This is a genomic window from Sulfitobacter sp. SK012, assembly GCF_003352085.1.
Lineage (GTDB): Bacteria > Pseudomonadota > Alphaproteobacteria > Rhodobacterales > Rhodobacteraceae > Sulfitobacter.
This window is the reverse complement of sequence record NZ_CP025804.1, coordinates 528,913-555,912: the sequence shown is the minus strand read 5'-3', so window position 1 is coordinate 555,912 and position 27,000 is coordinate 528,913. Positions and strand designations below refer to the sequence as shown.

Below are 27,000 nucleotides of genomic sequence, written 5' to 3'. Positions count from 1 at the left end.
ATGCCCTTCCGGCCTGTCACCCCTGAAAAGCTGTCTGCCGCCGTTGTGCGCCAGATCGAAGAGTTGATCCTGCGCGGTATCCTGCGCCCCGGAGAGCGGTTGCCGTCCGAGCGTGAGCTGGCAGAGCGGCTAGGCGTCTCACGCCCTTCACTGCGCGACGCGATTGGCCAACTTCAAGAAACCGGCCTGCTCAGCAGTAGGGCGGGTGCCGGAGCGTATGTCGCCGATGTATTGGGTTCTGCCTTTTCGCCGGCCTTGCTTGATCTGTTTGGCCGCCATGACGAAGCGGTCTTTGACTACCTGTCTTTTCGCCGAGACCTCGAAGGTCTGGCCGCAGATCGTGCTGCACGGCTTGGCTCTGATACCGACCTCAAAGTTGTTGCCGCCGTCTTTGCCAAGATGGAGGCCGCACATGCCAAGCGTGCCTCGGACGAAGAAGCCACCCTAGATGCGCAGTTTCACATGGCCATAATCGAAGCCAGCCATAACGTCGTGATGCTGCATATGATGCGCTCCATGTACGAACTGCTGCGCGGTGGCGTGTTTTACAATCGGAAGGTCATGTTCAGCCAAAGCACGACCCGCAGCACCTTGCTGGACCAACACCGTGCCATCAATGACGCCCTTCAGGCCCGCGACGCGGCAGGTGCACGCACCGCAGTCGAGGCGCATCTTAGCTTTGTGGAAACTGCCCTGCGCGACCAACAAATGGCACAACGCCACGAGGGCATAGCGCTGCAACGGCTAGATCACGAAACGGAAGGGTGACACGAGGATAGGTATGGACCTTGCGGTCAACTGCAGGCTTTACCCACGTTCCCCCCAACAGCAGCCTTCAACCGCCGAGTTGTGTACGCATGGCTTGATAAACGACGGCTGTAGCAACGTTTGCCAAGTTCAGTGATCGGACAAGTGGGCTGATCATTGGCAGGTGGAATATTCTATCATCATTGCCCTTTAGTATTGAGGCCGGCAAACCCGCGGACTCACATCCGAAAACCAAATACGCGTCCTTTTGATACTCGGGCGCGTAAACGCTCTGCGCACCGTGTTCTTCAAAGAAATACAGGCCGTCACGCGGTGGCTTTCGATCATCCATAAAGTCTTGCCAGTTGTCATACTCGCACAGATTGACATGCTTCCAGTAATCCGTCCCGGCCCGCCGCACAGCCTTTTCATCGAGTGAAAATCCGTAGGGTTTGATCAGGATCAACTCCATATTGAGCGCCACGCAGGTCCGCCCGATCGCTCCGGTATTATACGGAATTTCGGGTGTCACCAAGACGAGCTTCATGCACGGATCAGACATAAGATATGTGGGCTTTCTAAGTCGCGGGCGCAGGACCGTCCTGTCGCTGGCATTCTGTTAACCAGACTAAGGGGCCCTTAACAACGGCAACTTTGCGGGTCAAAAGAACCCAGTCACCCGCCCAAAGAAAAAGCCCCGGTCGCAAAACCGGGGCCTTAGGAATTTCAATATCGCATCAGCTTAGTGCAGCTTGGCATCCACATCCGCAATCGCGGCGTCGATCAGCTTGTTGCCATCAGCGGCCGTCATCTGCTTGGCGATCACTTCGCGTGCAACAGCCACGGCGATTGTCGCCGCTTGGTCGCGAACTTCTTTGACAGCGGCAGCTTGAGCAGACGCAATCTGCTCTTCAGCGGCAGCCATACGGCGTACACGCGATTTGGCTTCGGCTTCACGCGCAAGTTCTGCAGCGGCAAGCGCTTCTTCCTTGGCGGAGGCAACAATGCGTGCTGCTTTCTCGTCAACTTCCTTGAGCTTTTGCTTGTAGCTCACGAAAATGCTCTGTGCTTCTTCACGCAGTGCGCGGGCTTCCTCCAACTCGGTGGTGATCCCCTCAGCACGCTTGTCCAGCATGCCAGCGACCATCCCGGGAACCTTGAAGTAAAACAGGACCGCGATGAACAAAAGGAACGCCAGCAGCACAACAAAATCGGTGTTGGCCAGCGAGAAGAAGCGGTCGCCAGCAGCAAGTGCTGGGCTGGTCACAAAGGCGGCCATTGTGGCGGTCAGGGTCAGACGCATGGTCATTGTCCTTTCATCCGGGCGGTAACAGCTGCAGTAATCGTCTTGGCATCTGCTTTGCCACCTAGAGCCGCCAGAATCTCTTTCGCGGTATCCTTGGCGACAACTTTCACATTCTCAAGCGCGTTGGCGCGAATGTCGGCAATTGCCTTTTCCGCTTCAGCAGCTTTGGCGGCAATTTCGGCATCCGCTTTGGCGATCTCAATGTCGAGATCTGCCTGGATGTCATTTTTCATTTCGGCCATGATAAGCTGCGCCTCGGCGCGGGCATCAACCAGCGCCTTGTCGTAAGTCGCTTCTGCCTCATGCGCTTTGACCTTGAGGTCTTCGGCAGCTGCGATGTCATTTGAAATTGCGCCCTGACGCTCTGCCAATACGGCGGAGATACGGGGCAAAGCCACGCGGGACAGGATGAAATAGATCGCAACAAGCGCGACAACCAGCCAGAAAATCTGGTTGCCCCATGTCTCGAAAGCCAGCTGCGGCATGCCGGGTGCTGCATCAGCTGAATGCTCGGCTACACCGATTGCATCGGCTAGGCCATCGCCTTGTGTGGTCTCAGTTGCCATAGCGGCCTCCTGTCAGAACGGGCAATCCTAAGGGCGGAGCGCAAACTGCGCACCGCCCAAAGCGTAAGGATAGTCGTCGTGACGCTTAGACGGCGAACATCAGCAGGAGGGCGACGAGGAATGCGAAGATCCCAAGTGCTTCTGCAAAAGCGATGCCGATGAAAAGTGTCGCTGTCTGCGATGCCGCAGCGGACGGGTTGCGCAGAGCGCCTGCCAGATAGTTGCCAGCAACATTGCCAACCCCGATTGCGGCTGCGCCGGAACCGATTGCTGCCAGACCTGCGCCGATATGTGCGAGTTCGCCTTCCATGAGAATTCTCCTATACGTTGGAAGTTATTGAGTTGGTGAGCGACCTCGCCCACCGTTGTTTCGTTCGTTAGTGACCTGGATGCAGAGCGTCTTTGAGATACACGCATGTCAGGATGGTAAAGACGTAGGCCTGAATGAAGGACACGAGGACCTCCAGACCGTACATGGCCGTGATAGCGACGACCGAAACTGGGCTGATGACCGCGATTGCCGCAAAACCTGCGAAAACCTTAATCACCGCGTGGCCCGCCATAACGTTGCCCGCCAGACGAATGGAGTGGCTAACCGGGCGCACGAAATACGAGATCAACTCGATGATGGCCAAGATTGGACGCAATGCCAGAGGCGCAGAAGCGACCCAGAAAAGAGCCAAGAATGCCGTGCCGTTTTTAACAAAGCCGAGGATCGTGACAGTCAAAAAGACTGCCATCGCCATTACAACCGTCACCGCAAAGTGGGACGTGGGCGTAAAGGCGGTTGGGATCAAACCAAGGAAGTTCGCGCAGACGATGAACATAAACAGCGTCATGATGTAGGGGAAGTACTTGAGGCCTTCTTTGCCGCAGATGTCTTCGACCATCTTATAGACAAAGCCATACGCCAATTCAGCAACTGATTGCATCCGCGTCGGAACGCTAGCACCGCCACCTTTGGGCATGAAAAATACCAACAGAACAAACACGGCCAGAACGGCAAGACCGGTCCAAACCGTTGCGTTTGTGATGGTGTACCAATGTACGGGACCATCGCCAAAGAACGGCTTTACGATGAACTGATCCATCGGGTGAAATACCAGACCGCCTGTCTCTGCGCCGCTTGCCTCTGTCGCCATTTCAGGCTCCCTCATCCAATTTTTCGGCCTCTTCAGCCATCTTCTGTCGCTGCATCTCTTGTGCCGAGCGGAGCATCGTCTTGATCCCCGCGGCGAGACCCAGCATCACAAATATCACCATGAATATCGGAAGGGTGCCAAACAGCAGATCCAGACCGTATCCAATTCCGAAACCGATCCCAAGACCGGCTACAAGTTCTATCACCATCCGCCAAGCATGCTGCGCTTGAGAATAATGTTCATCCACTCGAGGCTTAGGAGCTTGCGCACCCTTGGCAACCTTGATCCGTGCATCGAGTTGCCGAAGCTTCTCTTGGCTTTCTGGATCCATAGTACCGCGCCCCCAATTGGGATATCTTGAGGTCAGTAGCTACTGGGACGCCCCAACAGAGTCAACTGTGGTAAAAAGCAGCGTAACTAACTAATATAAAATGATATTCCCGAAGTGATCAAGCAACCAATGCCACTAAATTGCGTTAATAACCCAAAGGTTGATATTCAACCTTTTGGTTGACGATCCCGTCTGCTTGATAAAAACACAGCCCCATGAGTAACGCATTGGATACCGTTTTCGCAGCCCTTGGCGACCCGACCCGGCGCGCGATCCTTGCGATGCTACTCGAAGACGATATGGCCGTGACTGACGTAGCCGATCCATTCGAGATGTCTCTCGCCGCGATCTCAAAGCACCTTACCGTCTTAAGCAATGCAGGCCTGATCAGTCAGGAAAAACGCGGCAGGGTCAAATGGTGTAAGCTTGAACCAGATGCGATGCGCTCTGCCAGCACTTGGATGCAGGGCTTTGGTCAATTCGAACCCGTGAACCTTGATGCCTTTGAACGCTTCCTGAAGGCCGAATTGCCAGATCCAAGCACACCCGCGGCGCGAACAAACGCGAAGGGATAACGACAGCCCCCGTTCGTACCGGCTTTTCTCGATCCGCCCTACAGCGAGAAATTCACAATCAACATCACGACCACCACAAGGCCAACCAGGTAGATAATGCCGCGCATCTGCTGTCCCCTCATTTTTCAAACTATAGGACAGTGAACATCCCAAAGACCGCAGATCGGTTCGCAATCGCGGGACATCCATCCATCTGGCGACAGTCTAAGCCTCGTCACGCAACAACAGCCACAAAGCAAGAACCGTCAGCGCAACACCGCCGAACACCAAAGGTCCCGGCACAGCTCCGCCTAACATTATTTGCCAGACAATCACCCAGCTTGGGGTCAGGTACGTGTAGGCCATCACCTTGGCTGACGGCAGACCCAACGCGGCGAATTGCACAAGAAACGTGGTGATCGCCGTCGCCGCCAGAGCGGTATAGAGGATCGTAATCCAAACCAGCGCGCTCAGGCCCTGCCAATCCGTCGCAATGATATCACGCCAACCTGCCAGCGAGAGCAGCACCGCCCCGGCGACTAACGTACCAAAGACAAACACCAACAAAGGCTCACCTCGGTTCAGCTTGCGGACCATGGGTGTGTAAATCGCATGACTAATACACCCGACGAAATAAATCGCCTCACCACGTCCGATATCAAAGGCCAACAATGCGCCCAGATCGGCCCGAAAAATCACCCAAAGTGCGCCAGCCCCACCAATGCCAAGCGCCAGCGCCATCCGCCGCGTCGTGCGCTGATGCAGCAAAAGCCAAGCAATGCCCGCGACCATGATAGGCACCAGCGTAAACACAGCAGCCGCGCGCACAGGTGGCGCTGTCTTTAGGCCCTCGAACATCATCACAAAGTAGAATCCGAAGAGCCCTCCCAGCACTGCATAACGCCAAGGTGCTTTGAACGAGCCTGGCGGAATACCCCCGCCACGCCCAACAATAACAGCCCCGATCACCGCCGCTGCCAACACAAACCGCACTGCATTCAATGCAGCGGGTGCTATGTCATTGGCCACCAGCGATCCCAGCGAAAAGGACCCCGCCACAAGGGCAGAGAACGCCAGCATCGCCAGATGCCCAAGCAGTTGTGGGCTCAAAGCAATCCGCCTTTTGATTGCTCTTTGAAAAATTTGACCAGGGCCTGAACCTTGCTGGTCCGGTGCAAATCGACATGCGTGACCAGCCACAGGGGTGCGGACCACTCTTCTCTCGGCGCATATATCTCGACCAAATTAGGATGTGCTTGCCCGTCCTCCTTGGCCATGAACCCCATCCCCGCACCGGTAATAATGGCGTGCATCATGGCCCGGTAATCCAAACTGCGGTAAGTTACGCGCTCACGAGGCACTTCGCGCGCCATCCACTGGAAATGTGGTGCTCGGTTTTTCGCGTCATCATGCCCAACAAACCTGTGGGTCGCATACTCTTCGGGGCTAGCCGGTATGCCATGCGCTGCGACATAGTCTTTACTGGCATAAAGCCCGATTTCCTGATCCGCCAGCGGTTGGATTACATTGTCAGGCTGATCCGGCGCAGGCCCTGCGCGGATCGCCAGATGTGCCTCTCCATATTCGAGGCGAAACAACCGATCCCCGGTCAGGTAGCGGATAACAACATTCGGATGGGCCGCCTGAAACGCCGCCAACAAAGGAGCGACTTTGGTAGCAAGCATCACAAGTGACGTCACGACGATCTCACCCGATACATCCGTGCCACGCCCCTTGATGCGCCCCACCAGCTGACCAAATTGATCATCCGTTGTTTGCGCGACCCGCAACAAATCCTCGCCCGCCTCTGTGGCTGTGTAGCCCCGCGCATGGCGCTGAAACAGCTTCACGCTCAGCCGCGTTTCCAATGCATCGATATGGCGGATCACCGTCGCATGGTGTACGCCAAGAACCTCGGCCGCGCCGCTGACGGTCCCCAAGCGGGCCACCTGATAGGCAGTTCGGATCTCGTCCCAGTTGTCCAAGCGCGCTCTCCTGTGCATCAGCGAACATAGCGTCCCGATAGTGTCGGCTTCGTTCGTAAACGCAAGGGCAATCTTGCTCCCACTTGACTCGCAGCGATGCCAGTCCTAAACGCAGCCACAACCCCGGAAGCAATGCCTTCCGGTCCTGGCACGACGTCAGGATCGCCCCCAGTCAGCGCGTCGCGCCCACTGGGGCATTTGTGTATTCTGCGCAGGCCCCTACATAGGGATCATCCTGTAGCCCCGTAAGAAAAGGCCATGTGCCCATGTTTGAAAATCTATCCGAGCGCCTATCAGGCGTCTTTGATCGCCTCACCAAGCAGGGTGCCCTGTCCGAAGAGGATGTGAAAACTGCGCTCCGCGAGGTTCGCGTGGCCCTGCTCGAGGCTGACGTATCACTGCCCGTTGCCCGCGATTTCGTTAAAGCCGTCCAAGAAAAAGCCACCGGTCAAGCGGTCACCAAATCCATCACGCCCGGCCAGCAAGTCGTCAAGATCGTGCATGACACGCTCATCGATGTCCTCAAGGGCGAAGGCGAGCCCGGTAACCTCAAGATTGACAACCCGCCCGCGCCGATCTTGATGGTTGGCCTGCAGGGCGGCGGTAAAACAACAACCACCGCCAAGCTCGCAAAACGTCTCAAAGAACGTGACGGCAAGCGCGTACTGATGGCCTCACTCGACGTGAACCGCCCGGCGGCGATGGAACAACTCGCAATTCTTGGCGTGCAAATCGGTGTCGACACCTTGCCGATCGTCAAAGGCGAGAACCCCGTTGCCATCGCCAAACGCGCCAAGACGCAAGCGGCCATGGGCGGATATGACGTCTATATGCTCGATACCGCCGGTCGCCTTTCAATCGACGAAGAGCTGATGGCCCAAGTCGAAGCCGTGCGCGACGTCGCCACCCCGCGCGAAACGCTGCTGGTGGTGGACGGCCTTACCGGTCAAGACGCCGTGCAGACAGCCGAAAACTTCAACGACCGCATCGGCATCACCGGTGTTGTATTGACCCGGATGGATGGCGACGGACGCGGTGGTGCGGCACTTTCCATGCGTGCGGTTACGGGCAAGCCGATCAAGTTCGTCGGCTTGGGCGAAAAGATGGACGCGCTCGAGACCTTCGAGCCTGAGCGTATCGCGGGCCGTATCCTTGGCATGGGCGATATCGTCGCGCTTGTCGAAAAGGCCCAAGAAACCATCGAGGCCGAGCAAGCCGAAAAGATGATGCGCCGCATGGCCAAAGGTCAGTTCAACATGAACGACCTCAAGATGCAGCTTGAGCAGATGATCAAGATGGGCGGCATGCAAGGCATGATGGGCATGATGCCCGGCATGGGTAAGATGGCCAAAAAGGTCGAAGATGCTGGCCTTGACGACAAGATCCTCAAACAGCAAATCGCGCTTATCCAATCGATGACCAAAAAAGAACGCGCCAACCCGCAGCTTCTGCAGGCCTCTCGCAAGAAACGCATCGCGCGCGGTGCCGGCATGGAAGTCAGCGATCTGAACAAGCTGATGAAAATGCACCGCCAGATGTCCGACATGATGAAGAAGATGGGCAAAATGGGCAAAGGTGGCATGCTCAAACAGGCCATGAAGGGCATGATGGGCAAAGGCGGTATGCCCGGCGGCATGGATCCATCGCAAATGGATCCAAAAGCGCTGGAAGCCGCGGCCAAACAGATGGGCGGTAGCCTAGGCGGTATGGGTAGCGGCATGGGTCTGCCCCCCGGCCTTTCCGGTTTTGGGAAAAAGAAGTGACACCTGCACCTCTCATAGAAACGGACCGCCTGACTTTGCGCGCGCCGCAGCAGGAAGACTTGCCTGCCTACACCTCGTTTTACGATGTGTCTGACCTCAAAGTTGGCGGCTATCGCGGCAATCGTAGCGCAGATGAAGTTTCGGCCATTTTGGACCGGGACATCGCGCATTGGCACGACAAAGGCTTTGGCATGTTCCTGCTTTGCGACAAAGCCAGCGGTGCGGTACTTGGCGGTGCGGGGCTGTGTCACCCCGACGATTGGCCGTCACATGAATTGACGTGGTGGCTTTTGCCTCAGGCCCGCGGCACGGGCGTCGCCACCGAAGCAAGCCTTGCTGTTATCGCGTGGGGCTATGACGATCTGGGCTGGCGCCGCGTAGAGACCCACATGCGCGACGAGAACCTGCCCGCCCGCAAGCTTGCCTTGCGACTTGGCGGTCGCCTGGACCGGCACGAAACATTCCCAGACGGCGTCACACGGGATGTTTTTTTGCTGCCACGGGAGCGGCTGTCATGATCCACAGTCTATTTCAAATGATGCACCGTTGCGGTGCACAGGTTGTGCACGGTTTGTGTACGGATGCCACAGCCCCGAATTATAGCTTTCGGAGGGTCCTATGACCGATCCAGTTTCCCTCGCGGCGGATGTCCTCAAAGGCCACCGCGCCTCCATCGACAGGCTCGATGCGATCCTCGTCTATACCTTAGGCGAGCGTTTCCAACACACTCAGGCTGTGGGGAAACTCAAAGCCGAACACGACCTTCCCCCGTCCGATCCCAACCGCGAAGCGGATCAGATCGCACGGCTAGAAGATTTGGCGAAAGAGGCTCACCTCGATCCCGAATTCGCCAAGAAGTTCCTGAACTTCATCATCGCTGAAGTCATTCAGCACCACAAAAAACACCAATCGTAAGGCGGGGTTCGACCCCACCTCCAAACACCGAAAAAAGGACTACACACCATGGCCATGAAAATTCGTCTCGCCCGCGGCGGCTCCAAGAAGCGCCCATTTTACCGCATCGTTGCAGCCGACAGCCGCATGCCCCGCGACGGTCGCTTCATTGAAAAGCTGGGTACATATTCACCCCTGCTGGCAAAAGACAGCGAAGATCGCGTGAAAATGAACGTTGAGCGCGTTCAGTACTGGCTCGACCAAGGCGCACAGCCTACGGACCGGATTTCCCGCATGCTCGAAGCTGCTGGCATCAAAGAGAAAACCGAGCGTAGCAACCCTAAGAAGGGCACACCCGGCAAGAAAGCTACGGACCGCGTAGAAGAGAAAGCCGCCAAAGCCACAGCAGCTGCCGAAGCCGCTGCTGCCCCTGCAGAAGAGGCTCCTGCTGAGGAAGCCCCCGCAACAGAAGCGGCTGCAGAGTAAGCGAAAAGCAAGCCCGGCATGGATCAGTTTTCCGATGAATTCCGTGCCGGGCTGCACGACTTGATGCGCTGGCGCCGCGACGTGCGCCACTTCTCCACCGACCCAGTGGACCCCACCCTTCTCAGCAGCTGTCTTGATGCCATGTCGCTGGCCCCTTCTGTGGGCCTGTCGGAACCATGGCGCATCCTGCGCGTCACCTCGCCTGAGGCCCGCGCCGCAGCCCTTGAGAATTTCACCCAAGCCAATGAGCAAGCGCTGGCAGGCTACGCCGGTGATAAGGCAGCGCTTTATGCGTCCCTGAAACTTGCAGGAATGCGCGAAGCCCCTGAACAGCTTGCAATCTATTGCGATGAGGCAACAGCCAAAGGTGCCGGCCTCGGGGCGCAATCCATGCCCGAAATGCGGCGTTATTCCGTTGTCGGGGCGATCACTCTGATGTGGCTGGCCGCCCGCGCGCAAGGGGTTGGGATCGGTTGGGTCTCGGTGCTTGATCCTGTGCGCCTAAGCCGTGATCTGGATGCACCCAAAGAATGGAGACTTGTCGCTTACCTTTGCCTTGGCTGGCCCAAGGATGTATCGGTGACACCAGAATTGGAAACCAAAGGCTGGGAGGTTCGCGCCCCCGCCCTTCATATTGAGACACGCTAATGATCCGCCTAATATTTATGGCCCTGCCCATCTCCGCCGGAATCGCAATCGGCATCTGGTACGAACGCAGCCAAATGCGCATTGAATGTCGCTCAGGTGCAGGCGACTGGACCGGCTCAATCTGTGTTGGCTCGGAGTTGTTGCAATGAGTGCCGAATCTGAACTTGTCTGCGTCGGTGGAATCTCGGGTTCCTACGGCGTACGCGGTGAATTGCGGGTAAAGAGCTTTTGCGCCACGCCCGAAGACATTGAGACCTATAGCCCCCTAACGACCCAAGACGGCAAACGATCGTTCTCCCTCGCATTGCTGCGCCCAGTAAAGAACGGTTTTGTCGTGCGCATCGCTGATGTGGCGACAAAAGAGGAAGCCGACGCATTGCAAGGCGTCCAACTTTATGCGCGCCGGGAACAATTGCCGTCACTGCCCGACGATGAATTCTACCACGCAGACCTGATTGGACTCGCGGTGCATGACACGGGTGGCACGCTTCTTGGCCATGTGAAAACCGTGCAAAACCACGGGGCCGATGACTTGCTGGAACTCCAACTGGTCGGCGGGTCCGCAACCGTGTTCCTGCCCTTCACAAAGGCTGGCGTGCCCACGGTTGATCTGGCCAGCGGACGGCTGGTCGCCGACCCACCAGACGGGATTCTACCGGATACGGCGGAAAGCTAAGATGCGGCGGATCATCATCCATCCAGGGTTCCACAAAACCGGCACCACCGGCCTTCAAGAAACCCTTCGCGCCAACCGCCACATCTTGCGCCCCGACATTCGGCTCGTGCTGCGCCCAGGCATGGAAGCGCTCTGTGATATGGCGCGCAACTACTCCGAGACCCGCGAGGATTTTGATCTGGACTTGGTCAAATATGAGGCCACAGCGCTTGCGGAATCTTTGGCCTCTGAAACCGCCCAGACCATCGTTATCACCTCTAGGGATATCAGTGGCCACATGCCCGGGCGGCGCGGCCTGCATGGATACGGCGCTGTACCCAAGCTGATGCAAGCCATCGCATCGGCCTTCTTGGCAACTTTGCCCCGCGATGAGCTCCTGTTTTTCATTACCACCCGTCAGCCCGATGCGTGGCTACACCGGTCCTATGACCAACACTTACGCAACTCGCGGCTGCCGCTGGATTTACGCGACTACATGCGTAGGTTCAAAACAGCTGCTGATTTCCCCGCAGCGATCACCAAAATAGACGAGGCGCTCCCGCGTTATCGGGTGACCTCTGCCGCGATCGAAGACCACGCGAAACGCCCTTTGGGCCTCGCGGACGCTATCCTTGATCTTGCGGGCGTCCCGGACTCGCGGCGCGCAGAGTTGGAAATCAAACAAACGCAATCCCCTAAGACCGCCGCCAGAATGCGCGCAAAATTACTGGAGCTAAACCGCTCCGATTTGCCAGCAGCAGCCCTACGCGAAGCCAAGCAATCCCTTCTGCGGGGGCGCACCTGATGCCGCGCCGGATTGTCCTGCATGCTGGGTTCCACAAAACCGGCACCAGCACCATTCAGGCAACTCTGCGCGAGAACCGCAAAGCGCTGAAAAAGCACGTCGCCTTGCGCCTGCGCGGGCAGATGAAAGACCTCATCCACGCCACGCGCGGCTATTCCACCTGGCGCGATCCGATCACGTTGACGAAAGCACAGCTTCGCTTTGAGGCGTTGCTTGCAGGGCTCCACGGCATGCCGCGCCGTACATTGGTGATCTCTGCAGAGGAGCTCGCCGGGCATCTGCCGGGTCGCGGCGATCTTGCGGATTATTCAGCGGCCCCCATCTTGCTCTACACCTTTTGGCAAAGTGCCAAAGCCGCGTATCCAGACACCGAATTTTTGGTGTACCTGTCGACGCGAGACCCCGATGCTTGGCTTCCATCCGCCTACTGGGAGCATGTCAAAGCCTCTTCGATGACGCTGAGCTACGACGCATTTGTCGAGCGATATGCGGGGGCTGCTGATCTGGATGATATGGTCTCACAGATCACCAGCCGTATGCCCTGCCCTGTGCATCACGCCCGTTTGGAGGCGTGCCAAGACAGCCCCCTCGGTCCCGCAGATCCATTGCTGAATTTGTGCGATATCCCACCCAATCTGCGTTCTGATCTGATCCCGGTTCACAGTGCGAATGCGCGCCAAGGCGATGACGTCCTGGCTGCCCTAATTGAGGCCAACCGTACCATCGAAGACCGTGAAAAACGCAAGGTGGCCAAACAGGCGATCCTTTCAAAGGCTGAACAAACATGACCAGCCCGACCAAATCACACGGCCGCCAGCGCGTCGTTCCAACTCTGAAACCGCGCGAGTTGATGCAAGACACCCCTGATTACGCCGGGGTTTGGCAGGCCCATGTTATCACCCTGTTCCCGGAGCTGTTTCCCGGTGTCCTTGGGGCCAGCCTTACCGGACGCGCGCTGAACGAGGGGCGTTGGCAGCTGCACGCACATGATCTGCGTTCCTATGGGTTAACCAAGCACCGCAATGTCGATGACACGCCCGCCGGGGGCGGCGCTGGCATGGTGTTGCGCGCCGATGTGGTTGGCCCCGCGATTGAGGCCGCCCAAGCAAATGCCGTCGGGCGCTGGCCGATCCTGTATATGTCGCCGCGCGGTCGCCGGTTTGATCAGGCGATGGCACGTGATTTGTCGGGCTGTGCGGGCGTCACCATGCTGTGCGGGCGATTTGAAGGGGTGGATGAGCGGGTGATCGAACGCTACGGCATCACCGAAATCAGCCTAGGCGATTTTGTGATGACGGGAGGCGAGCTGGCAGCACAAGCGATGATCGACGCCACCGTCCGTCTGCTGCCCGGCGTGCTGGGCAATGCAGAGAGCACGGTTGAAGAAAGCCACTCCGCAGGGCTGCTGGAGCATCCACAATACACTAAACCCGCCGAATGGCAGGGCCGTGCCATTCCCCCGGTGCTTATGTCTGGCAACCACGCCGAAATCGCCAAATGGCGCCGCAAAATGTCCGAGACGCTGACCAAAGAGCGTAGGCCCGATTTATGGGTTAAACGTGGGGATGCGGACTAAGTGAGGGGCTTGGCTGACTGGCATTCAGACCATCCAACCGTTCTCACAATCTCATTCAGTTCGCTGATCAGGCAAGTGGCCAAAGCTGATCGCCAGTCGGTTCCAAGCGTTCATCTGCGAAATGATCAGAGTCAAATCTACGACTTGTTGCTCTGAGAAGTGGGCTGACAGGGTCGCAAATAAATCATCTGGCGCACCATATTCCGAGATCAAAGTGACAGCTTCGGCCCAAGAAAGAGCCGCTTTCTCAACCTCATCAAAGAATGGACATTCTTGCCAAACGGCAAGGCAATCGAGCCTTTGCTGGGTTTCGCCTGCGCTTCTTGCCTGTGTGGTGTGTAGGTCCACGCAGTAAACGCATCCATTGATCTGAGAAACGCGCAGTTCGATAATCGCTCTAAGTTTCTCATCGATCGAGGGCATGTGGTTCTTGGCTTTTGCCATGCTGGCGATGGCGGGGCCATTTATCGAAACGTAATCGATGCGCTCAATCATTGTCTTACTCCCTGCGGTTTGAACCACTATGCGCGTTCCACCAATTATTGGCCAGTTTGGACAATAACCAGACCGCCCACCTCCCCCTTGATCCGCCGCTATAACCCCCCTATACCCCCGTTTGTCTGGAATCACATTCGTGGCCCCGGACCTTTGTGCTGTTTGCACAGCGCAAAACAAAGCAACGTTGATGCTATCTCCGGTGGGCTGCTGCGGCAGGCCCTTCAAAAAAGCCGAAGCTCTTGGATCGCAAACAACTTCGTGGGCCAAACCGCGAGCATCATAGGAGACGCGTCAGATGAACCTGATTGCACAGATCGAGGCGGAACAAATCGCCGAACTGGGGAAAGACATCCCTGACTTCCGCGCCGGAGACACCATCCGGGTCGGCTTTAGAGTCACCGAAGGCACACGTACCCGTGTGCAGAACTACGAAGGTGTGTGCATTGCACGCAACAACGGCCACGGCATTTCTGGCTCCTTCTGCGTTCGCAAGATTTCCTTTGGCGAAGGCGTGGAACGTGTGTTCCCACTGCATTCGACCAACATCGACAGCATCACCGTGGTCCGCCGCGGCCGTGTGCGTCGTGCCAAGCTTTATTATTTGCGCAGCCGTCGTGGTAAATCCGCGCGGATCGTTGAAAACACAGGCTATAAGCCTAAAGCGGCTGACAAAGCGTAAGGAGCGAACCGATGAAAACCGATACACATCCCGAATACCACACGATCAACGTCAAGATGACCGACGGTACGATCCTTCAGATGAAATCGACATGGGGCAAAGAAGGCGACCAGCTGTCGCTTGATATCGACCCTACAGTGCACCCAGCCTGGACTGGCGCTTCTGGCCGCCTTATGGACACTGGCGGACGCGTGTCGAAGTTCAAGAACAAGTACGCAGGTCTTGGCTTCTAAAGTCTCTACCTCTGAACAAGAAAAGGCGCGGTCCCGAGGGGCTGCGCCTTTTGCGTTTTGAGGGGAAACGTGACGGCCTATCGTGTTGTCACACTCCAAGTCGTAGTGTGACAACGACCGACCCAGCACCACCAGCTTGAGCGGCGCACCATTCACCCAACCAAGAACCTTGCCCATTCGGATGCGTGTTTTTTACATCGCATATGCGCCACACCCCATTAAACCCACGCCTGAACGCTTCCCAAATGTTCAAACCCCACATATAGTGGCGCGAATAAGGCCGCCCACCAAGGGCTGGCGACAGAGGGACAAGAGCATGGCGCATATTATCGTCGTCGGGAACGAAAAAGGCGGAGCGGGGAAATCTACGGTTTCCATGCACCTCGCCACGGCGCTGGCCCGTATGGGTCACAGCGTCAGCGCACTGGATCTGGACCTGCGGCAACGCACATTTGGGCGCTATGTGGACAACCGCAAAGCCTTCATGAAAGAATCCGGCCTCGACCTGCCCAGCCCCCAAGCACATGAGCTTCCTGAGATTGATCCCGCGACGCTAAAGCCCGGCGAGAACATCTATGATCATCGCCTTTCCGCTGCCGTGGCGGAATTGGAACCCAACAACGATTTCATTCTCATCGATTGCCCGGGTTCGCACACCCGTCTGAGCCAAGTTGCCCATTCGCTGGCCGATACGCTTGTGACGCCGCTGAACGATAGCTTTATCGATTTTGACCTGTTGGCGCACACCGATGCATCGGGCGAAAAAATCACTGGCCCGTCAGTTTATTCCGAGATGGTTTGGAATGCGCGGCAACTGCGGGCACAAGCCGGCCTGCCCCCCATTGACTGGGTCGTTGTGCGCAATCGCATGGGCGCACAGCGCATGGTCAACAAAGAAAAGATGGAGCACGTGATCAACGCGCTTTCAAAGCGCATCGGCTTTCGCATCGCGCCTGGTTTTAATGAGCGTGTTATTTTCCGTGAACTTTTCCCGCGCGGCCTAACTTTGCTGGATCTCAAAGACATTGGGGTCAAGCAGCTCAACATCTCGAATGTGGCTGCACGACAAGAATTGCGTGACTTGGTAAAGTCCCTGAACCTGCCCGGCGTTACAGCTGATTTCTAGGAACGACGCCGGCGCATCAGCACCCACAGGTTCGACATAAAGAGCGCGCCCAGCACAACAGCGCCGCCTATCAGCGCCCATCCCCCTGGGTCTTCACCCAACACGGCCCAAACCAACACGGGGGCGCACACGCTTTCAACCAGCACCAGCAACGACACTTCGGCGCTAGTAATATAGCGCGGCCCAAGTGCGAGAAATATCGAAGCAATCACAATGAACCCTGCGTGCCCGGCGAGCAGCGGTGCCACATCTACCGGCAGGTTCAATGGTGCCGCAAAGGGCGCGATCATTACTGCGACGGCCACGTAGGACATCGGCAAAGCTGCGACCATCGACACATGTTTGACCCCGCGCGCCGCTGTCAGGCCAGCCGCAAAGCAGGCGGAGACACCTACCGCCAACAGATCACCTTGCCACGAGGCACCTGCGGTCTCGCCTGAACCGTAGGCAATGATCCCCAGCCCCGCGACAACAGCAAGGATAGTCAGCACCATCCGCTGCGTGATCGGCTCACCTAGGAACATGCGACTGAACAGGCTCGCAAATATCGGCATCGACGCGATAATAAATACAACATTTGCAACCGACGTGAGGCTTATCGCCAGCACAAACAGCACACCGCTGATCCCGGTACAAACTCCGTAGATGATGCCGTTCCAGCCCGTCCCAAGCACTGCTTTGAACGGGCTAAGGCCTTGCAAGAGCAACATGCCAAGCCCGATAATCAGACCAGAGTTCAGCATCCGCCAAAACGCTATCGTCAGCGCATCCGCATCGATCAGACGCACAAACAAGCTGTCGGGAATAACGAACAACACGCCAAGTATAGTGATTAAAAGGCCTTTGGCGTGATCAGTCATCGGGTATCGGTGCCGGGTTTTAGGACCCGAGTAAAGCGCCTTCTAATCCGCGCCTAGCTTCAACAACGCCCGGCGCAGGATTTCCATCTCTTGCTCGGTAAACTGCGAAGCCAGTGCATTGTCATACCGCGCCGCAACCGAACTCAAATCGCTATACGCCTTGCGGCCTTGCGCAGTCAGCTCCAGATGTTCCACCCGGCGATCCCCTTTGTCGCGGGTGCGTGTCAGGAACCGTTGTTCGGCCAACCGTTGAACTGCACGGCTGATCTTTGTCTTGTGCATTTTGGCACGCGCACCAATGTCGCTGGCCGTCATCCGCCCATAAAGGCCCAGATGAAACAAAACCCGCCATTCAGTGCGCAACATCCCGTAGCGACCTTTATAGTGGCGCTGGAATTCAAGGCTTGATGCCTCAGCCGCTTGGTTGAGCAGGTAAGGGAGGAATTTAGTCAGATCAAACTTGGGGTCGGTCACAGACAAAGCTCGCTTCATTGTTACAAAAACAACTATTGCACAGCTACCAGATGGTCAAACCCTAGGTGGCACCCGCGCAAAATGCACCTCGCGTAGTTTGCTTAAATCGAAAGTGCGGCGCGGATGTCCGAGATGCAGCCCGTCAAACGAAACAACTTGGGCCAAACGTCCTGCCCAAGGCACTCGGCTCTCTTCTGGCGGGACCCATTGTCTCGAGTGCGTCTGGGTTTAGAATCGGAACGCGTCGGTTAACTTTGACTGCTTAACCCAATAGCAATGCCAACAATCTCTCGGTTACCCTACGGAACGAGGATGTAAATTTCTCGTTGAATTCCAAGTGGGCGGATTGCGAGACGGACAAACGCGCGACACTATAGGGGGTGCCAATGTCGTTTTCGGCCCAAAACCACCCGTACAGCGTAAATGTTAGCGCACACGGTACGCAAACATCTGCGGCTTGCCGCCCCGCCCTGCAAGGACCACTGACAAGATATACTTGACCTAATTGGCGTGACTGTTTGAAGGTTGCGCAGCACTTACCTATATAAGAGTGCAATACAGCAGATCACCTGCGTTATGAAACCTAGATCAAAACTAGGGCACGCGTTGCGGCACCTCTTACAACGCCGCGCCAACAGAGAGGAAGACCATGAATTTTACGTCCCGTACCGGAAAACCCCTACCGCAATCTGTACTCGACAGTGCAGAAGCTGCGAAGAAAGACCCAGTCAATCGCCGCGAATTCCTTGCGATCGCCAGCGCATTCGGCGCGACAGCTGCGACTGCATATTCAATGCTGGGTCTTGCAGCACCCGCATATGCAGATGGTCACAAAGAAGGTGGCACCGTTCGCATGCAACAAGAAGTGCGCGCACTCAAAGACCCACGCACATATGACTGGAGCCAGATCGCCAACTTCACACGTGGTTGGCTTGAGTATCTCGCCATCTGGGAAAACGACGGTACCTTCACACCAGCGCTGCTCGAAAGCTGGGAAATCAACGACGATGCGACCGAATATACTTTGAATGTTCGCAAAGGCGTCAAGTGGAACAATGGCGACGACTTTACTGCCGATGACGTTGCACGCAACATTACTGGCTGGTGTGACAAAGCACTCGAAGGCAACTCCATGGCGGGCCGTTTTGCTACGCTGATCGATGAGGCCACAGGCGTCGCAATCGAAGGTGCCATCGAAGTTGTGGATACCCACACCATCAAGCTGAACCTGCCACGTCCAGATATCACGTTGATCCCAGGCATGGCTGACTATCCTGCCGCCATCGTGCACAGCTCTTTTGATGCTGAAACGATGCTCGAAAACCCAATCGGTACAGGCGCTTATCTGCCAGAAACACTCGAAGTCGGTGTCAAAGCTGTGTTGGTCAAAAACGCTGACCACACGTGGTGGGGCACTGAAGTTTCGGGCGGACCCTACATCGACCGTCTGGAATACGTCGACTACGGCACCGATCCATCAGCTTGGATTGCTGCTGCAGAAGCCGAAGAGGTGGATGCTTTCTATTCCATGGAAGGCGAATTTATCGACATCATGAACAGCCTTGATGGTTGGCAGGAAAACACGATCGCCACAGCGGCGACAATTGTTATCCGTCCAAACCAATTGGCCGAAGTCGATGGCAAGAAGCCTTACGAAGACAAGCGCGTACGTCAGGCCATCGCAATGGCCGTGGACAACGGGATCCTGCTCGAGCTCGGCAATGCCGGGCGCGGTCTGGTCGCGGACAACCACCATGTTGGTCCAATGCACCCGGAGTTTGCAGAAATTGCACCACGCAAGGTTGATCCTGCCGGGGCAAAAGCGCTGATGGAAGAAGCCGGCATGGCTGACTACGAGCATGAGTTGATGTCTATCGACGATGCATGGCGCAAAGACACCACTGACGCTGTCGCTGCGCAATTGCGCGACGCTGGTATCAAGGTCAAGCGGACGATCTTGCCGGGTTCCACGTTCTGGAATGACTGGGCAAAGTATCCGTTCTCGTCGACCAACTGGAACGCGCGTCCTTTGGGCGTTCAGATCTGGGCACTTGCCTACCGCAGTGGTGAAGCATGGAACGAGTTTGGCTGGTCCAATGCAGAATTCGATGCTCTGCTGGAAAAGGCACTTGCCACACCTGACGTCGAAAAACGTCGTGCCATGATGGCCGAAGGTCAAGCGATGATCCAAGAAGAAGGCGTGACGATCCAGCCTTACTGGCGCTCGCTTTATAACCACACCAAGACTGGCCTTGTCGGTGCTGGACACCACATCGGGTTTGAATACCATCCTGCGCGGATGGCTTGGACCTAATAAAACCTACATAAACAATAGAAAGGGCTGCGTTCTTCGCGGCCCTTTTTCTTTGCGCATTCAGCCTCGTAAATAGCGCAGCAACGAGTCATGCCCCCACAACGCCAGATCATCCGTGGCAAACACGTCCAACGTCCGCTCGACCTCTTTGATCGGGATGCCTGCAATAACAGCCATGCAGCCTTGCGGTGGCAAACCGGCAAGAGCAGCGCAGAGGGCATCAACGTCAGCGCCACTGCTTGCGGTACCATCCGCAATCAAACCAGCACCGGCACAGGCCAACCCCAACGTCAGATAATGCACCGCATCTTTGTCCAACAATACGCCCCGCCTCAACTTTGCAAAATACGCCTCTTCCACGATCATGTCTTCGATCAGCGGATCAATAACCGCGCCACCGCCACCGGGATAGCGGTACCAGCCGACACCGACAGCACGGCCATGACGCCCCTCGCGCACCATCCGGTCAGTAACGAGCAACGGTGAAGCTCCTGCCGCTGTACGGCGCGCGTATCCACCCGTTAGCCCGGCAATATCTTGCGCGGCAAATAGACCCGTAGCGTATCCCGCAACTTTAAGCGCTGCATCCAACTCCCAAGGCAAAGCTCCCATCAGCAACAGACGGTCTCCCAGCGCCACAGCAGCGTCCAGCAATGCAAGCCCAGCAAAGCGATCGGCACCATTGGCACAGACAACAACTGCAAACCCCAGCTGATCAAAAAACCCCTTTGCTAAGGCAACATCCGCGCCAGACGCACAATCGAACGCAGCTTCGGCCAAGTCATCATGGAAATGGATCGGAATGGCACCAGTGGGAGCCTGAGATGGTGGCGACGGGCATAACCAAAGCGCGTCTGGCCAAGGCGGTCGCTGCAATGAGATCACAACATCAGGGGCCTGCAAAACAGTCTGATCTAGAACGACGTCGACATCTGGCAGCGCCCGAAACATGTGACGCAATCGCTCTGCCTCAAAGGTATCTTCAGCAGTGAACGTGACGCTTAGCCCAGCCTGCGCACAACGCTTCCCAAATCCTGAGAGCTCACTGTTCGTCACCTGTACCAAAACCGATTTAATAGCCGCCCTATCGTCGCCTAGCACGCGTTGCCGGCTCCTAAGAATTGCTTGGTTGAGATAATCGTCATCAGGTCATTGAGCGAGCTGCGCGGCGTCCGGTTGGAGGTATTTATCTGCGCTTCCGCTTTTTGATAAAGCGGTGTGCGATCTTCTAACAGCGCTTTCAACTGTGCCATTGCCGAGGGATTTCCCTGCATCGGCCGCAGATCACCTTGAGCGCGCACCCTCTGCATATGTTCGGCCGGGGTGGTGCGGATCCAGACGGTATGAAACCGCTCCAACAACCGACCATACGTTGCCTCCTCTGCAACGATCCCACCCGCTACGGCGAGGATCATCCGGTCATGCCGCAAAGCAACACGATCCAACGCATCGGCCTCCAGACGGCGGTATCCGTCGGTGCCATACATCGCCATCACATCTTTAAGCGGCATGCCGGTATCTGTTTCGATTTCCTTGTTGAGCTCGACAAAGGGCATGCCCAAAACGTCGCCCGCCATTGCACCCAACGTGGATTTTCCCGCACCGCGTAACCCGATCAGGCACACCCGTCCCGCCCGAAGCAGTGTAGGGTTTTGCGGCGACAGCATAGTACGGACCTGTTGCTGCATATCAGCCGGGGCCTGCCGATAAAGCGTTGCGACACGCGCAACATCACGGTCCCACGGAGCATCTTCGGCCAGCAACATCTCAATTTGCACATCCAACGCCCGGGCGACACGTTGCAGAAGCATGACAGATATGTTGCCCTCGCCAGCCTCAAGCTGCGCAAGATAGCGTGTCGAAACGCCAGACATCTCCGAAAGAGTGCGCCGCGGCAATCCCCGCGATTTGCGGGCTTCGCGGACCCGCAGGGCCAGCCGCGCGATCATCTGCGCGCCAGCATCGATGTCCGTAGAGGGATCAGTCAGATTTTTCATAAGAAGTATGATAGTGCAACATTTTGCAAACTCACCCCACAAACATCACATTATTTTGCATAAAGCTGGATTAATGGCCGTTTTTGATGTGGCACCTAACCCGCGCGGATCAACGGCTCGATCACCACGCGCAATTCGGCCGGAGCCGGTTGGCTTTTGAACGCATCTGCCACGGTAAAGACGCAGGTAAAGCTCCCCTCAAAGCAAAGCGTGCCATCCTGCCTCCCTTTCATCCCAAAGGTGATTGATTTTTCACCCAGCCTTGTCGGATAGGTTTCACACAACAGCGTGTGGCGCGGGGTCACGGGGCTCCGGAAATCCATCGATAGATTGACAAATGGCGTGCCAATATTGCGATCAACCTCAAGCTGGAACCAACCATCGCCCTCAAAATGATGTTCCCACCATGCATTGATTGCGTCGAGCGCGAACCACGGCAGGCGCGCAGTATAAGCGATCCGCGCAGGGTCGCAGTCACCCCAAGTTACATTGATCGGGTGCACAAACGGCGTATCAGTCATTCAGTAGGTTTCCACATGGTAGCGGCCATCTTCACGCATAGCATCGCGCAAGGCGGTCCATTGTTCGCCCATCGATTCAGCGATTGAAGTCATAGCCTTTTCGACGCCGTCTTCCATGCCGCGCAAGCCACAGATATAGATGTGGGTCTTGGCGTCGCTCAGCATCTCAGCAACCTCGTCCTGCTCAGCGATAATGCGGTCTTGGACGTATTCCTTGTCCGCATCCTCCAGTCGGCTGAACACCAAATGCTGCTTCAGCAAAGATTCCGGCACTTTTTTGAGAGGACCAAAATACGGCAAGCTGTTGGGGGTACGCGCGCCAAAGAACATCGTCATGCCACCTGACGCAGCAGCGCGCTGGCGTTGCATGGTAAAAGCCCGCATGGGCGCAGATCCGGTGCCCGTGCATATAAGCAGCATCCGCGCATCCGATGCATTGGGCATCAAGAATGTCGCGCCAAAAGGGCCGGTGACATTGACCGCGTCACCTTGCGCCAAATCGCATAGATAGTTCGAGGCCAAGCCGCCGTCTTCTCGCTTAACCGTCAACGAGATGTTTTTGTAGCCGGGACGCTCGCCATCGCGGGGGCTCGAGACGGAATAAAGCCGCGGCAGATGCGGCTTGCCGTCGGCATCCTCACCAGGAGGAATGATGCCCACCGATTGCCCTTCTAACACCGGAAAGGGCAATGCACCGGGATCAAGGATAATGTGGCGCACGTCATGGTCAGGATCATCGGTCAGTCGGTAGTTGCCTTGAACACTCATCTTCGCGGGCTTGCCTAGGGTGTACATATTGACGACAGGCTTGCCCGCACTGACAGGCGCGCGGGCCTTGCCACCGGCCCCCTTATGCGCTTCGGCAAGTAAAGCAGCCACCGGATCATCAGCGGCTTCACCCGCAGATGTGGGTGCTGCCTCAATATCTTGTTGACCCGGCAGCTCTTCCATCTCGTATTGCTCTGCCAAGCTATAGGGGGTGGCCACAACACGCCATTCATCGATCGAACCTGTAGGGCAAACTGGGACGCAATCCATGCAAAAATTGCACAGATCAGCATTCACCACGACGTTGTTATCGTCATGCTCAATCGCGTTAAGTGGACAGGTCATTTCACAAGTATAGCACCGGATACAGATTTCCGGATCGATGAGGTGCTGTTTGACAGGCGTATTCATATCGCTCCTTTAAAACATCCCGTTCGCATGGGCGCTATGTTCCGGCAAGGTCTGCAAAACATCCCAATGCTCAACAATCTTGCCGTTGGCGTCAAAGTGGAAAATATCGATGCCCGCATATTCTTCGTCTGGCCAGACCTGATGACAGTGCAACACAACGAAATCACCCTCACCAACCACGCGCTTCACCTCAACCCGCTTGCCCGGATACTCCGCCGCCATCTTTTCAAAATATGCGATAAAGCCCTCTTTGCCATTCGCCACATGTGGGTTGTGCTGGATGTAGTCGTCCCCCACATAAGCCGCGATCGCCTCTCGCGGTTCGCAGGCGTTGAACATCTGCTCATAGAAAGCCACCGCATTAGCTTTGTTTGCCTTAATATCTGGCATGGTCATCTCCTTGTATCAGCGCGCCAGCGGGTCGTGCCGCGCTGAACCCCGCGACTATGCCATGTGCAGCTGCACGTACTCAAAATCACCCGGCTTATTATCGATACCCACTTTTGGTGCCGCAATCCACGATGCGTATTTGCCCGGCTCGTAGCAAGGCTTCATCAAGGATTGGATGTAATCGCCATCCGCTTTGGTCGGCAGCCATTCCGGTTGGCGTTTTTGCCATTCATCAGTGGAAATGATCTCGCCATCAGGATCCACAGCAACCTCCGAGAAAACACCGATCTGACGGTGAAAGCCCTCATGCGGCAGCTTTAGTGCAAATTCGATTCCAGATTTTTGGATTAACTTGTTCCAGCGGCCCACGCCGCCCGCGGCATCGCGCACATAATCGTCACGCAGACGCATGTTAATCGCTGTCAGGGCCGGCACGTCTTCGGTCAGGATTTTCCCGTCCTTGATCGAAGTCACCGGATAGGTATCCCCCTGCAACTTGTGATCATCATCGATCCGCATCTCCATGTAGCGCCCTTTGATGCCGTAGTTGAACGCATTGGCCGCGTTGGTCGAAACCTCCCGACCAAACAGATCAAGGCTGAGTGTATAATGCAGGTTCAACTTTTTCTGGATCGTTGGCAGGTCAATCACCCCGAGATCACGGATTTTATCAATGTCGTATGGGTCCGTGATGCCATTCGCGTTCATCGCCTCCAGCGTCGCTTGAATCGTACGTCCCACACCGGTTTCGCCCACAAACATGTGGTGTGCCTCTTCGGTCAGCATAAAGCGGCACGTGCGTGACAACGGATCGAACCCCGATTGCGCAAGGCTTTCGAGCTGCATCTTACCATCGCGGTCTGTGAAATAGGTGAACATGAAGAAAGAAAGCCAGTCCGGCGTTTCCTCGTTGAAGGCACCCAGCATACGCGGGCTGTCCTCGGATCCCGAAGACCGGACCAGCAGATCATCCGCTTCTTCGCGGCCATCACGGCCAAAGTACTTCTGCAGCAGATAGACCATCGCCCAAAGGTGCCGCCCCTCTTCGACGTTCACCTGGAACAGATTGCGCATGTCATAAAGCGACGGGGCGGTCAGGCCCAAAAACCGCTGCTGTTCAACCGACCCCGGCTCTGTGTCGCCTTGGATCACGATCAAACGCTTGAGCATGTTACGGTATTCGCCTGGCACCTCCTGCCACGCAGGCTCGCCCAGATGCTCACCCATAGGAATTTTACGATCTTCAACCTTCGGAGCCAACAAGACACCCCAGCGGTATTCCGGCATCTTAACGTAGTCGAATTTCGCCCAGCCTTTGGGGTCCACGCTGACGGCGGTGCGCAGATAAACCATGCTCTCTTGGAAATTCTGCGGGATCAGGTCGTTCCACCAGTTGATATAACCGGGATGCCATTTCTCCAGCGCCTTGAGCACTTTCTTGTCCTCGCTCAGCCCCACATTGTTAGGGATTTGCGTGTCATAGCTTACGTTAATCAGATCCAGCATTTTAATTCTCCTGTTTGAAGAAGGGCGCAAAGCCCCGTCCGTCACACACGTTCCATGTTGTATTTACCGCGCACGCCGGTGCCATAACGCTGCAATGCACCGTCGTCACCCACAGCGTTGGGGCGTTGAAAAATCCAGTTCTGCCACGCGGTCAATCGGCCAAAGATCCGCGTTTCCATCGTCTCTGGGCCGGCAAAACGGAGATTGGCCTCCATGCCGGTCATTGCATCCGGAGAAAAGCTTGCCCGCTCTTCCATGAACAGCCGCACTTCGTCTTCCCAATCGATATCGTCGTAGGCGTAAGTGATCAGACCCAACTCTTCGGCATCATCCGCCTCAAGCGGCGTCCCGGTTGAGCTCTTCAGTTTCTCAACCTGCTCTGGTGTGCCCAGAAAGCGCGTCTCCAACCGGGTCAGATCATTGCCCATTGGGTAGTTGCCAAAATTGCCCAAGGACATCGTGATCACCGCAGTCTCGCGATTGTCGCCTTCAAAATCTTCGAGCATCATATAGCTACGATCGACGGCCCACAGAAGTTCGGCCAAAGGCCCGGCAAAACAGCTGCCATGCTCGACAATTGCCACCAGACTGCGCGAGGTCATATCCACCCGCTTCAGCACACGCTTCCAGTATTGCAAAACTTCGCGCGCCAGCCAGTGATCTTTGTTGTCCAACATCAACGCCTCATGAGCCATGACGCGGCTTGGGTCGCCTTGGGTCTGAAATTCGATCAAACCTAGTTCTTTTTCATTGTTGCGAAGGTGTAAAATCGCGTCGTCTAACTCGCGGGCACAGCGCAAGATCCACGCCTCGGCCCCTTCCGCCTCAAAGGCAGCCATATTCGGGGGCGCGTCCGCATCCGGCCCTTTGACCGTGACAGTCGCGCGTCGACCGCCGCGGTCCAGCGTCACTTCCACCGACGAATAGCTCACGCCATCTTCAGAAAAACTGCGTGTCAGCGGGGTCAAGATGATCCCTTCCGCTACGTCCGGTTTGTCAGACGCCGCAGCCATTTCACGCGCCCGCACCACCACTGTTTCGTCAAATTTCGAGTTTGGGATTACTTCATCCACCAACCGCCATTGAACGGCCCGTTTGCCCTTCACGCCTTCTTCGGTCGCACAGAATACATCCGCCAGATCGCGCCGCACTTTGCGCTTGTCCGTCACACGGGTCAGCCCGCCAGTACCGGGCAAAACGGCAAGCAGTGGCACCTCAGGAAGCGACACAGACGACGTGCTGTCGTCGGTCAGCATGATGTGATTACACGCCAACGCCAATTCATAACCGCCCCCCGCACAGGCCCCTTTGACCGCGCAGATATAATTCTGACCGCTATCAGCCAGCGCTGTTTCAAAGGTGTTGCGGGTCTCATTTGTGAATTTGCAAAAATTGACCTTATGACTATGCTCCGCCCCGCCCAACATGCGGATATTCGCACCTGCGCAAAAGACCTTTTCCTTGGCCGACTGCATCACCACAACCTTGACCTGCGGATGCTCGAAACGCATCCGCTGCACAACATCGGCCAGTTCAATATCTACTCCCAAATCGTAGCTGTTCAGCTTAAGTTCATAGCCCTCAAACAGCCCACCGTTTTCGTCCACATCCATATATAGGTTCGCCACCGGCCCATCATACGCGACTTTCCAATGGCGATAGCTGCTGGGGTTTGTTTGAAAATCGATGACTTTGGTCATGGGTGTGTCCTTTTTCGGGTAACTGCCCTGCTGTATTATAGTTCTAAATTCTTAGTGGTAAACGG

At 56.3% G+C, this 27,000-nt stretch carries 34 protein-coding genes; 16 read left to right on the top strand and 18 right to left on the bottom strand.

Annotation, left to right across the window (positions count from 1 at the left end):
- On the top strand, positions 1–768 hold the full coding sequence (locus C1J03_RS02700) for a FadR/GntR family transcriptional regulator (RefSeq protein WP_114883416.1): 768 nt from the start codon (positions 1–3) through the stop codon (positions 766–768).
- Between the two features lie 67 nt (positions 769–835).
- Here C1J03_RS02700 and C1J03_RS02695 read toward each other — a convergent pair whose 3' ends face one another.
- The 6 genes from C1J03_RS02695 to C1J03_RS02670 all read right to left on the bottom strand — a co-directional run bounded on the left by C1J03_RS02695 (position 836) and on the right by C1J03_RS02670 (position 4,092).
- Positions 836–1,294: a tRNA (cytidine(34)-2'-O)-methyltransferase gene (locus C1J03_RS02695; protein ID WP_441351126.1), complete on the bottom strand. Its 459-nt coding sequence runs from the start codon at positions 1,292–1,294 to the stop codon at positions 836–838.
- Positions 1,295–1,489: 195 nt separating this feature from the next.
- Positions 1,490–2,050, bottom strand: a complete 561-nt coding sequence (locus tag C1J03_RS02690; protein WP_114883411.1) for a F0F1 ATP synthase subunit B — start codon at positions 2,048–2,050, stop codon at positions 1,490–1,492.
- A 2-nt stretch (positions 2,051–2,052) separates the two neighbouring features.
- Positions 2,053–2,619 (bottom strand): F0F1 ATP synthase subunit B', encoded by a 567-nt coding sequence (locus C1J03_RS02685; protein WP_114883409.1) that lies wholly within the window; start codon positions 2,617–2,619, stop codon positions 2,053–2,055.
- Between the two features lie 85 nt (positions 2,620–2,704).
- Positions 2,705–2,929, bottom strand: a complete 225-nt coding sequence (locus tag C1J03_RS02680) for a F0F1 ATP synthase subunit C (RefSeq protein ID WP_011567586.1) — start codon at positions 2,927–2,929, stop codon at positions 2,705–2,707.
- 67 nt (positions 2,930–2,996) lie between these two features.
- A complete protein-coding gene (locus C1J03_RS02675) occupies positions 2,997–3,761 on the bottom strand; it encodes a F0F1 ATP synthase subunit A (protein ID WP_114883407.1) in 765 nt (254 codons plus the stop codon).
- A gap of 1 nt (position 3,762) precedes the next feature.
- On the bottom strand, positions 3,763–4,092 hold the full coding sequence (locus tag C1J03_RS02670) for an AtpZ/AtpI family protein (protein WP_114883405.1): 330 nt from the start codon (positions 4,090–4,092) through the stop codon (positions 3,763–3,765).
- A 215-nt stretch (positions 4,093–4,307) separates the two neighbouring features.
- Here C1J03_RS02670 and C1J03_RS02665 point away from each other — a divergent pair, with 215 nt between their 5' ends.
- Complete coding sequence (locus C1J03_RS02665; protein WP_114883404.1) at positions 4,308–4,667, top strand: ArsR/SmtB family transcription factor; 360 nt, start codon at positions 4,308–4,310, stop codon at positions 4,665–4,667.
- A gap of 204 nt (positions 4,668–4,871) precedes the next feature.
- Here C1J03_RS02665 and C1J03_RS02660 read toward each other — a convergent pair whose 3' ends face one another.
- Complete coding sequence (locus tag C1J03_RS02660) at positions 4,872–5,756, bottom strand: DMT family transporter (protein ID WP_114883403.1); 885 nt, start codon at positions 5,754–5,756, stop codon at positions 4,872–4,874.
- Positions 5,753–6,631: a LysR family transcriptional regulator gene (locus C1J03_RS02655; protein ID WP_114883402.1), complete on the bottom strand. Its 879-nt coding sequence runs from the start codon at positions 6,629–6,631 to the stop codon at positions 5,753–5,755. Before C1J03_RS02655 ends, C1J03_RS02660 begins: the two co-directional genes overlap by 4 nt.
- A gap of 266 nt (positions 6,632–6,897) precedes the next feature.
- Here C1J03_RS02655 and ffh point away from each other — a divergent pair, with 266 nt between their 5' ends.
- The 10 genes from ffh (at position 6,898) to trmD (ending at position 13,458) form a co-directional block, all read left to right on the top strand.
- Complete coding sequence (gene ffh / locus C1J03_RS02650) at positions 6,898–8,394, top strand: signal recognition particle protein (RefSeq protein ID WP_114883401.1); 1,497 nt, start codon at positions 6,898–6,900, stop codon at positions 8,392–8,394.
- Positions 8,391–8,912: a GNAT family N-acetyltransferase gene (locus tag C1J03_RS02645; RefSeq protein ID WP_114883400.1), complete on the top strand. Its 522-nt coding sequence runs from the start codon at positions 8,391–8,393 to the stop codon at positions 8,910–8,912. The genes ffh and C1J03_RS02645 overlap by 4 nt, the downstream gene beginning before the upstream one ends.
- A 100-nt stretch (positions 8,913–9,012) precedes the next feature.
- Entirely contained in the window at positions 9,013–9,309 is a 297-nt protein-coding gene (locus tag C1J03_RS02640) for a chorismate mutase (RefSeq protein ID WP_114883399.1), read from the top strand.
- Between the two features lie 48 nt (positions 9,310–9,357).
- The gene (rpsP, locus tag C1J03_RS02635; RefSeq protein ID WP_114883398.1) at positions 9,358–9,774 is read left to right on the top strand and encodes a 30S ribosomal protein S16; all 417 of its coding nucleotides are present in this window, start codon (positions 9,358–9,360) and stop codon (positions 9,772–9,774) included.
- Positions 9,775–9,792: 18 nt separating this feature from the next.
- The gene (bluB, locus tag C1J03_RS02630; protein ID WP_114883397.1) at positions 9,793–10,422 is read left to right on the top strand and encodes a 5,6-dimethylbenzimidazole synthase; all 630 of its coding nucleotides are present in this window, start codon (positions 9,793–9,795) and stop codon (positions 10,420–10,422) included.
- Positions 10,422–10,571, top strand: a complete 150-nt coding sequence (locus C1J03_RS25530) for a hypothetical protein (RefSeq protein WP_174234433.1) — start codon at positions 10,422–10,424, stop codon at positions 10,569–10,571. Before bluB ends, C1J03_RS25530 begins: the two co-directional genes overlap by 1 nt.
- Positions 10,568–11,098 (top strand): ribosome maturation factor RimM, encoded by a 531-nt coding sequence (gene rimM / locus C1J03_RS02625; RefSeq protein WP_114883396.1) that lies wholly within the window; start codon positions 10,568–10,570, stop codon positions 11,096–11,098. The genes C1J03_RS25530 and rimM overlap by 4 nt, the downstream gene beginning before the upstream one ends.
- A 1-nt stretch (position 11,099) precedes the next feature.
- Complete coding sequence (locus C1J03_RS02620) at positions 11,100–11,882, top strand: hypothetical protein (RefSeq protein WP_114883395.1); 783 nt, start codon at positions 11,100–11,102, stop codon at positions 11,880–11,882.
- Entirely contained in the window at positions 11,882–12,670 is a 789-nt protein-coding gene (locus C1J03_RS02615; protein WP_114883394.1) for a hypothetical protein, read from the top strand. Before C1J03_RS02620 ends, C1J03_RS02615 begins: the two co-directional genes overlap by 1 nt.
- Positions 12,667–13,458 (top strand): tRNA (guanosine(37)-N1)-methyltransferase TrmD, encoded by a 792-nt coding sequence (trmD, locus tag C1J03_RS02610; protein ID WP_114883393.1) that lies wholly within the window; start codon positions 12,667–12,669, stop codon positions 13,456–13,458. Before C1J03_RS02615 ends, trmD begins: the two co-directional genes overlap by 4 nt.
- A 51-nt stretch (positions 13,459–13,509) precedes the next feature.
- On the opposite strand, the gene C1J03_RS02605 is transcribed toward trmD, so the two are convergent.
- Complete coding sequence (locus C1J03_RS02605; protein ID WP_114883392.1) at positions 13,510–13,953, bottom strand: carboxymuconolactone decarboxylase family protein; 444 nt, start codon at positions 13,951–13,953, stop codon at positions 13,510–13,512.
- Positions 13,954–14,251: 298 nt separating this feature from the next.
- Here C1J03_RS02605 and rplS point away from each other — a divergent pair, with 298 nt between their 5' ends.
- From rplS to C1J03_RS02590, 3 genes are all read left to right on the top strand, one after another.
- On the top strand, positions 14,252–14,635 hold the full coding sequence (gene rplS, locus C1J03_RS02600) for a 50S ribosomal protein L19 (RefSeq protein WP_114883391.1): 384 nt from the start codon (positions 14,252–14,254) through the stop codon (positions 14,633–14,635).
- Positions 14,636–14,646: 11 nt separating this feature from the next.
- Positions 14,647–14,868, top strand: coding sequence for a 50S ribosomal protein L31 (rpmE, locus tag C1J03_RS02595; protein WP_114883390.1), 222 nt, complete (start codon positions 14,647–14,649; stop codon positions 14,866–14,868).
- A gap of 316 nt (positions 14,869–15,184) precedes the next feature.
- Entirely contained in the window at positions 15,185–15,994 is an 810-nt protein-coding gene (locus tag C1J03_RS02590) for a division plane positioning ATPase MipZ (RefSeq protein ID WP_114883389.1), read from the top strand.
- Here C1J03_RS02590 and C1J03_RS02585 read toward each other — a convergent pair.
- Both C1J03_RS02585 and C1J03_RS02580 read right to left on the bottom strand, forming a co-directional pair.
- Complete coding sequence (locus C1J03_RS02585) at positions 15,991–16,854, bottom strand: DMT family transporter (RefSeq protein WP_114883388.1); 864 nt, start codon at positions 16,852–16,854, stop codon at positions 15,991–15,993. The two genes, C1J03_RS02590 and C1J03_RS02585, sit on opposite strands and share 4 nt — an antisense overlap.
- Positions 16,855–16,896: 42 nt before the next feature.
- Complete coding sequence (locus tag C1J03_RS02580; RefSeq protein WP_114883386.1) at positions 16,897–17,346, bottom strand: MarR family winged helix-turn-helix transcriptional regulator; 450 nt, start codon at positions 17,344–17,346, stop codon at positions 16,897–16,899.
- Between the two features lie 631 nt (positions 17,347–17,977).
- Here C1J03_RS02580 and C1J03_RS02575 point away from each other — a divergent pair.
- Positions 17,978–19,642 (top strand): ABC transporter substrate-binding protein, encoded by a 1,665-nt coding sequence (locus tag C1J03_RS02575; RefSeq protein WP_114883384.1) that lies wholly within the window; start codon positions 17,978–17,980, stop codon positions 19,640–19,642.
- Between the two features lie 60 nt (positions 19,643–19,702).
- On the opposite strand, the gene C1J03_RS02570 is transcribed toward C1J03_RS02575, so the two are convergent.
- The 7 genes from C1J03_RS02570 to boxC all read right to left on the bottom strand — a co-directional run bounded on the left by C1J03_RS02570 (position 19,703) and on the right by boxC (position 26,935).
- On the bottom strand, positions 19,703–20,743 hold the full coding sequence (locus tag C1J03_RS02570; protein WP_114883381.1) for a 3-hydroxyacyl-CoA dehydrogenase family protein: 1,041 nt from the start codon (positions 20,741–20,743) through the stop codon (positions 19,703–19,705).
- Entirely contained in the window at positions 20,737–21,639 is a 903-nt protein-coding gene (locus C1J03_RS02565; protein WP_174234432.1) for a helix-turn-helix transcriptional regulator, read from the bottom strand. The genes C1J03_RS02570 and C1J03_RS02565 overlap by 7 nt, the downstream gene beginning before the upstream one ends.
- A 95-nt stretch (positions 21,640–21,734) precedes the next feature.
- Positions 21,735–22,160: an acyl-CoA thioesterase gene (locus tag C1J03_RS02560; protein ID WP_114883379.1), complete on the bottom strand. Its 426-nt coding sequence runs from the start codon at positions 22,158–22,160 to the stop codon at positions 21,735–21,737.
- The gene (gene boxA, locus C1J03_RS02555; RefSeq protein ID WP_114883376.1) at positions 22,161–23,339 is read right to left on the bottom strand and encodes a benzoyl-CoA 2,3-epoxidase subunit BoxA; all 1,179 of its coding nucleotides are present in this window, start codon (positions 23,337–23,339) and stop codon (positions 22,161–22,163) included.
- A gap of 9 nt (positions 23,340–23,348) precedes the next feature.
- Complete coding sequence (locus C1J03_RS02550) at positions 23,349–23,729, bottom strand: nuclear transport factor 2 family protein (protein WP_114883374.1); 381 nt, start codon at positions 23,727–23,729, stop codon at positions 23,349–23,351.
- 54 nt (positions 23,730–23,783) lie between these two features.
- Positions 23,784–25,235, bottom strand: a complete 1,452-nt coding sequence (gene boxB, locus C1J03_RS02545) for a benzoyl-CoA 2,3-epoxidase subunit BoxB (RefSeq protein WP_114883373.1) — start codon at positions 25,233–25,235, stop codon at positions 23,784–23,786.
- Between the two features lie 41 nt (positions 25,236–25,276).
- The gene (gene boxC / locus C1J03_RS02540) at positions 25,277–26,935 is read right to left on the bottom strand and encodes a 2,3-epoxybenzoyl-CoA dihydrolase (protein WP_114883371.1); all 1,659 of its coding nucleotides are present in this window, start codon (positions 26,933–26,935) and stop codon (positions 25,277–25,279) included.
- Positions 26,936–27,000: the final 65 nt, after the last annotated feature.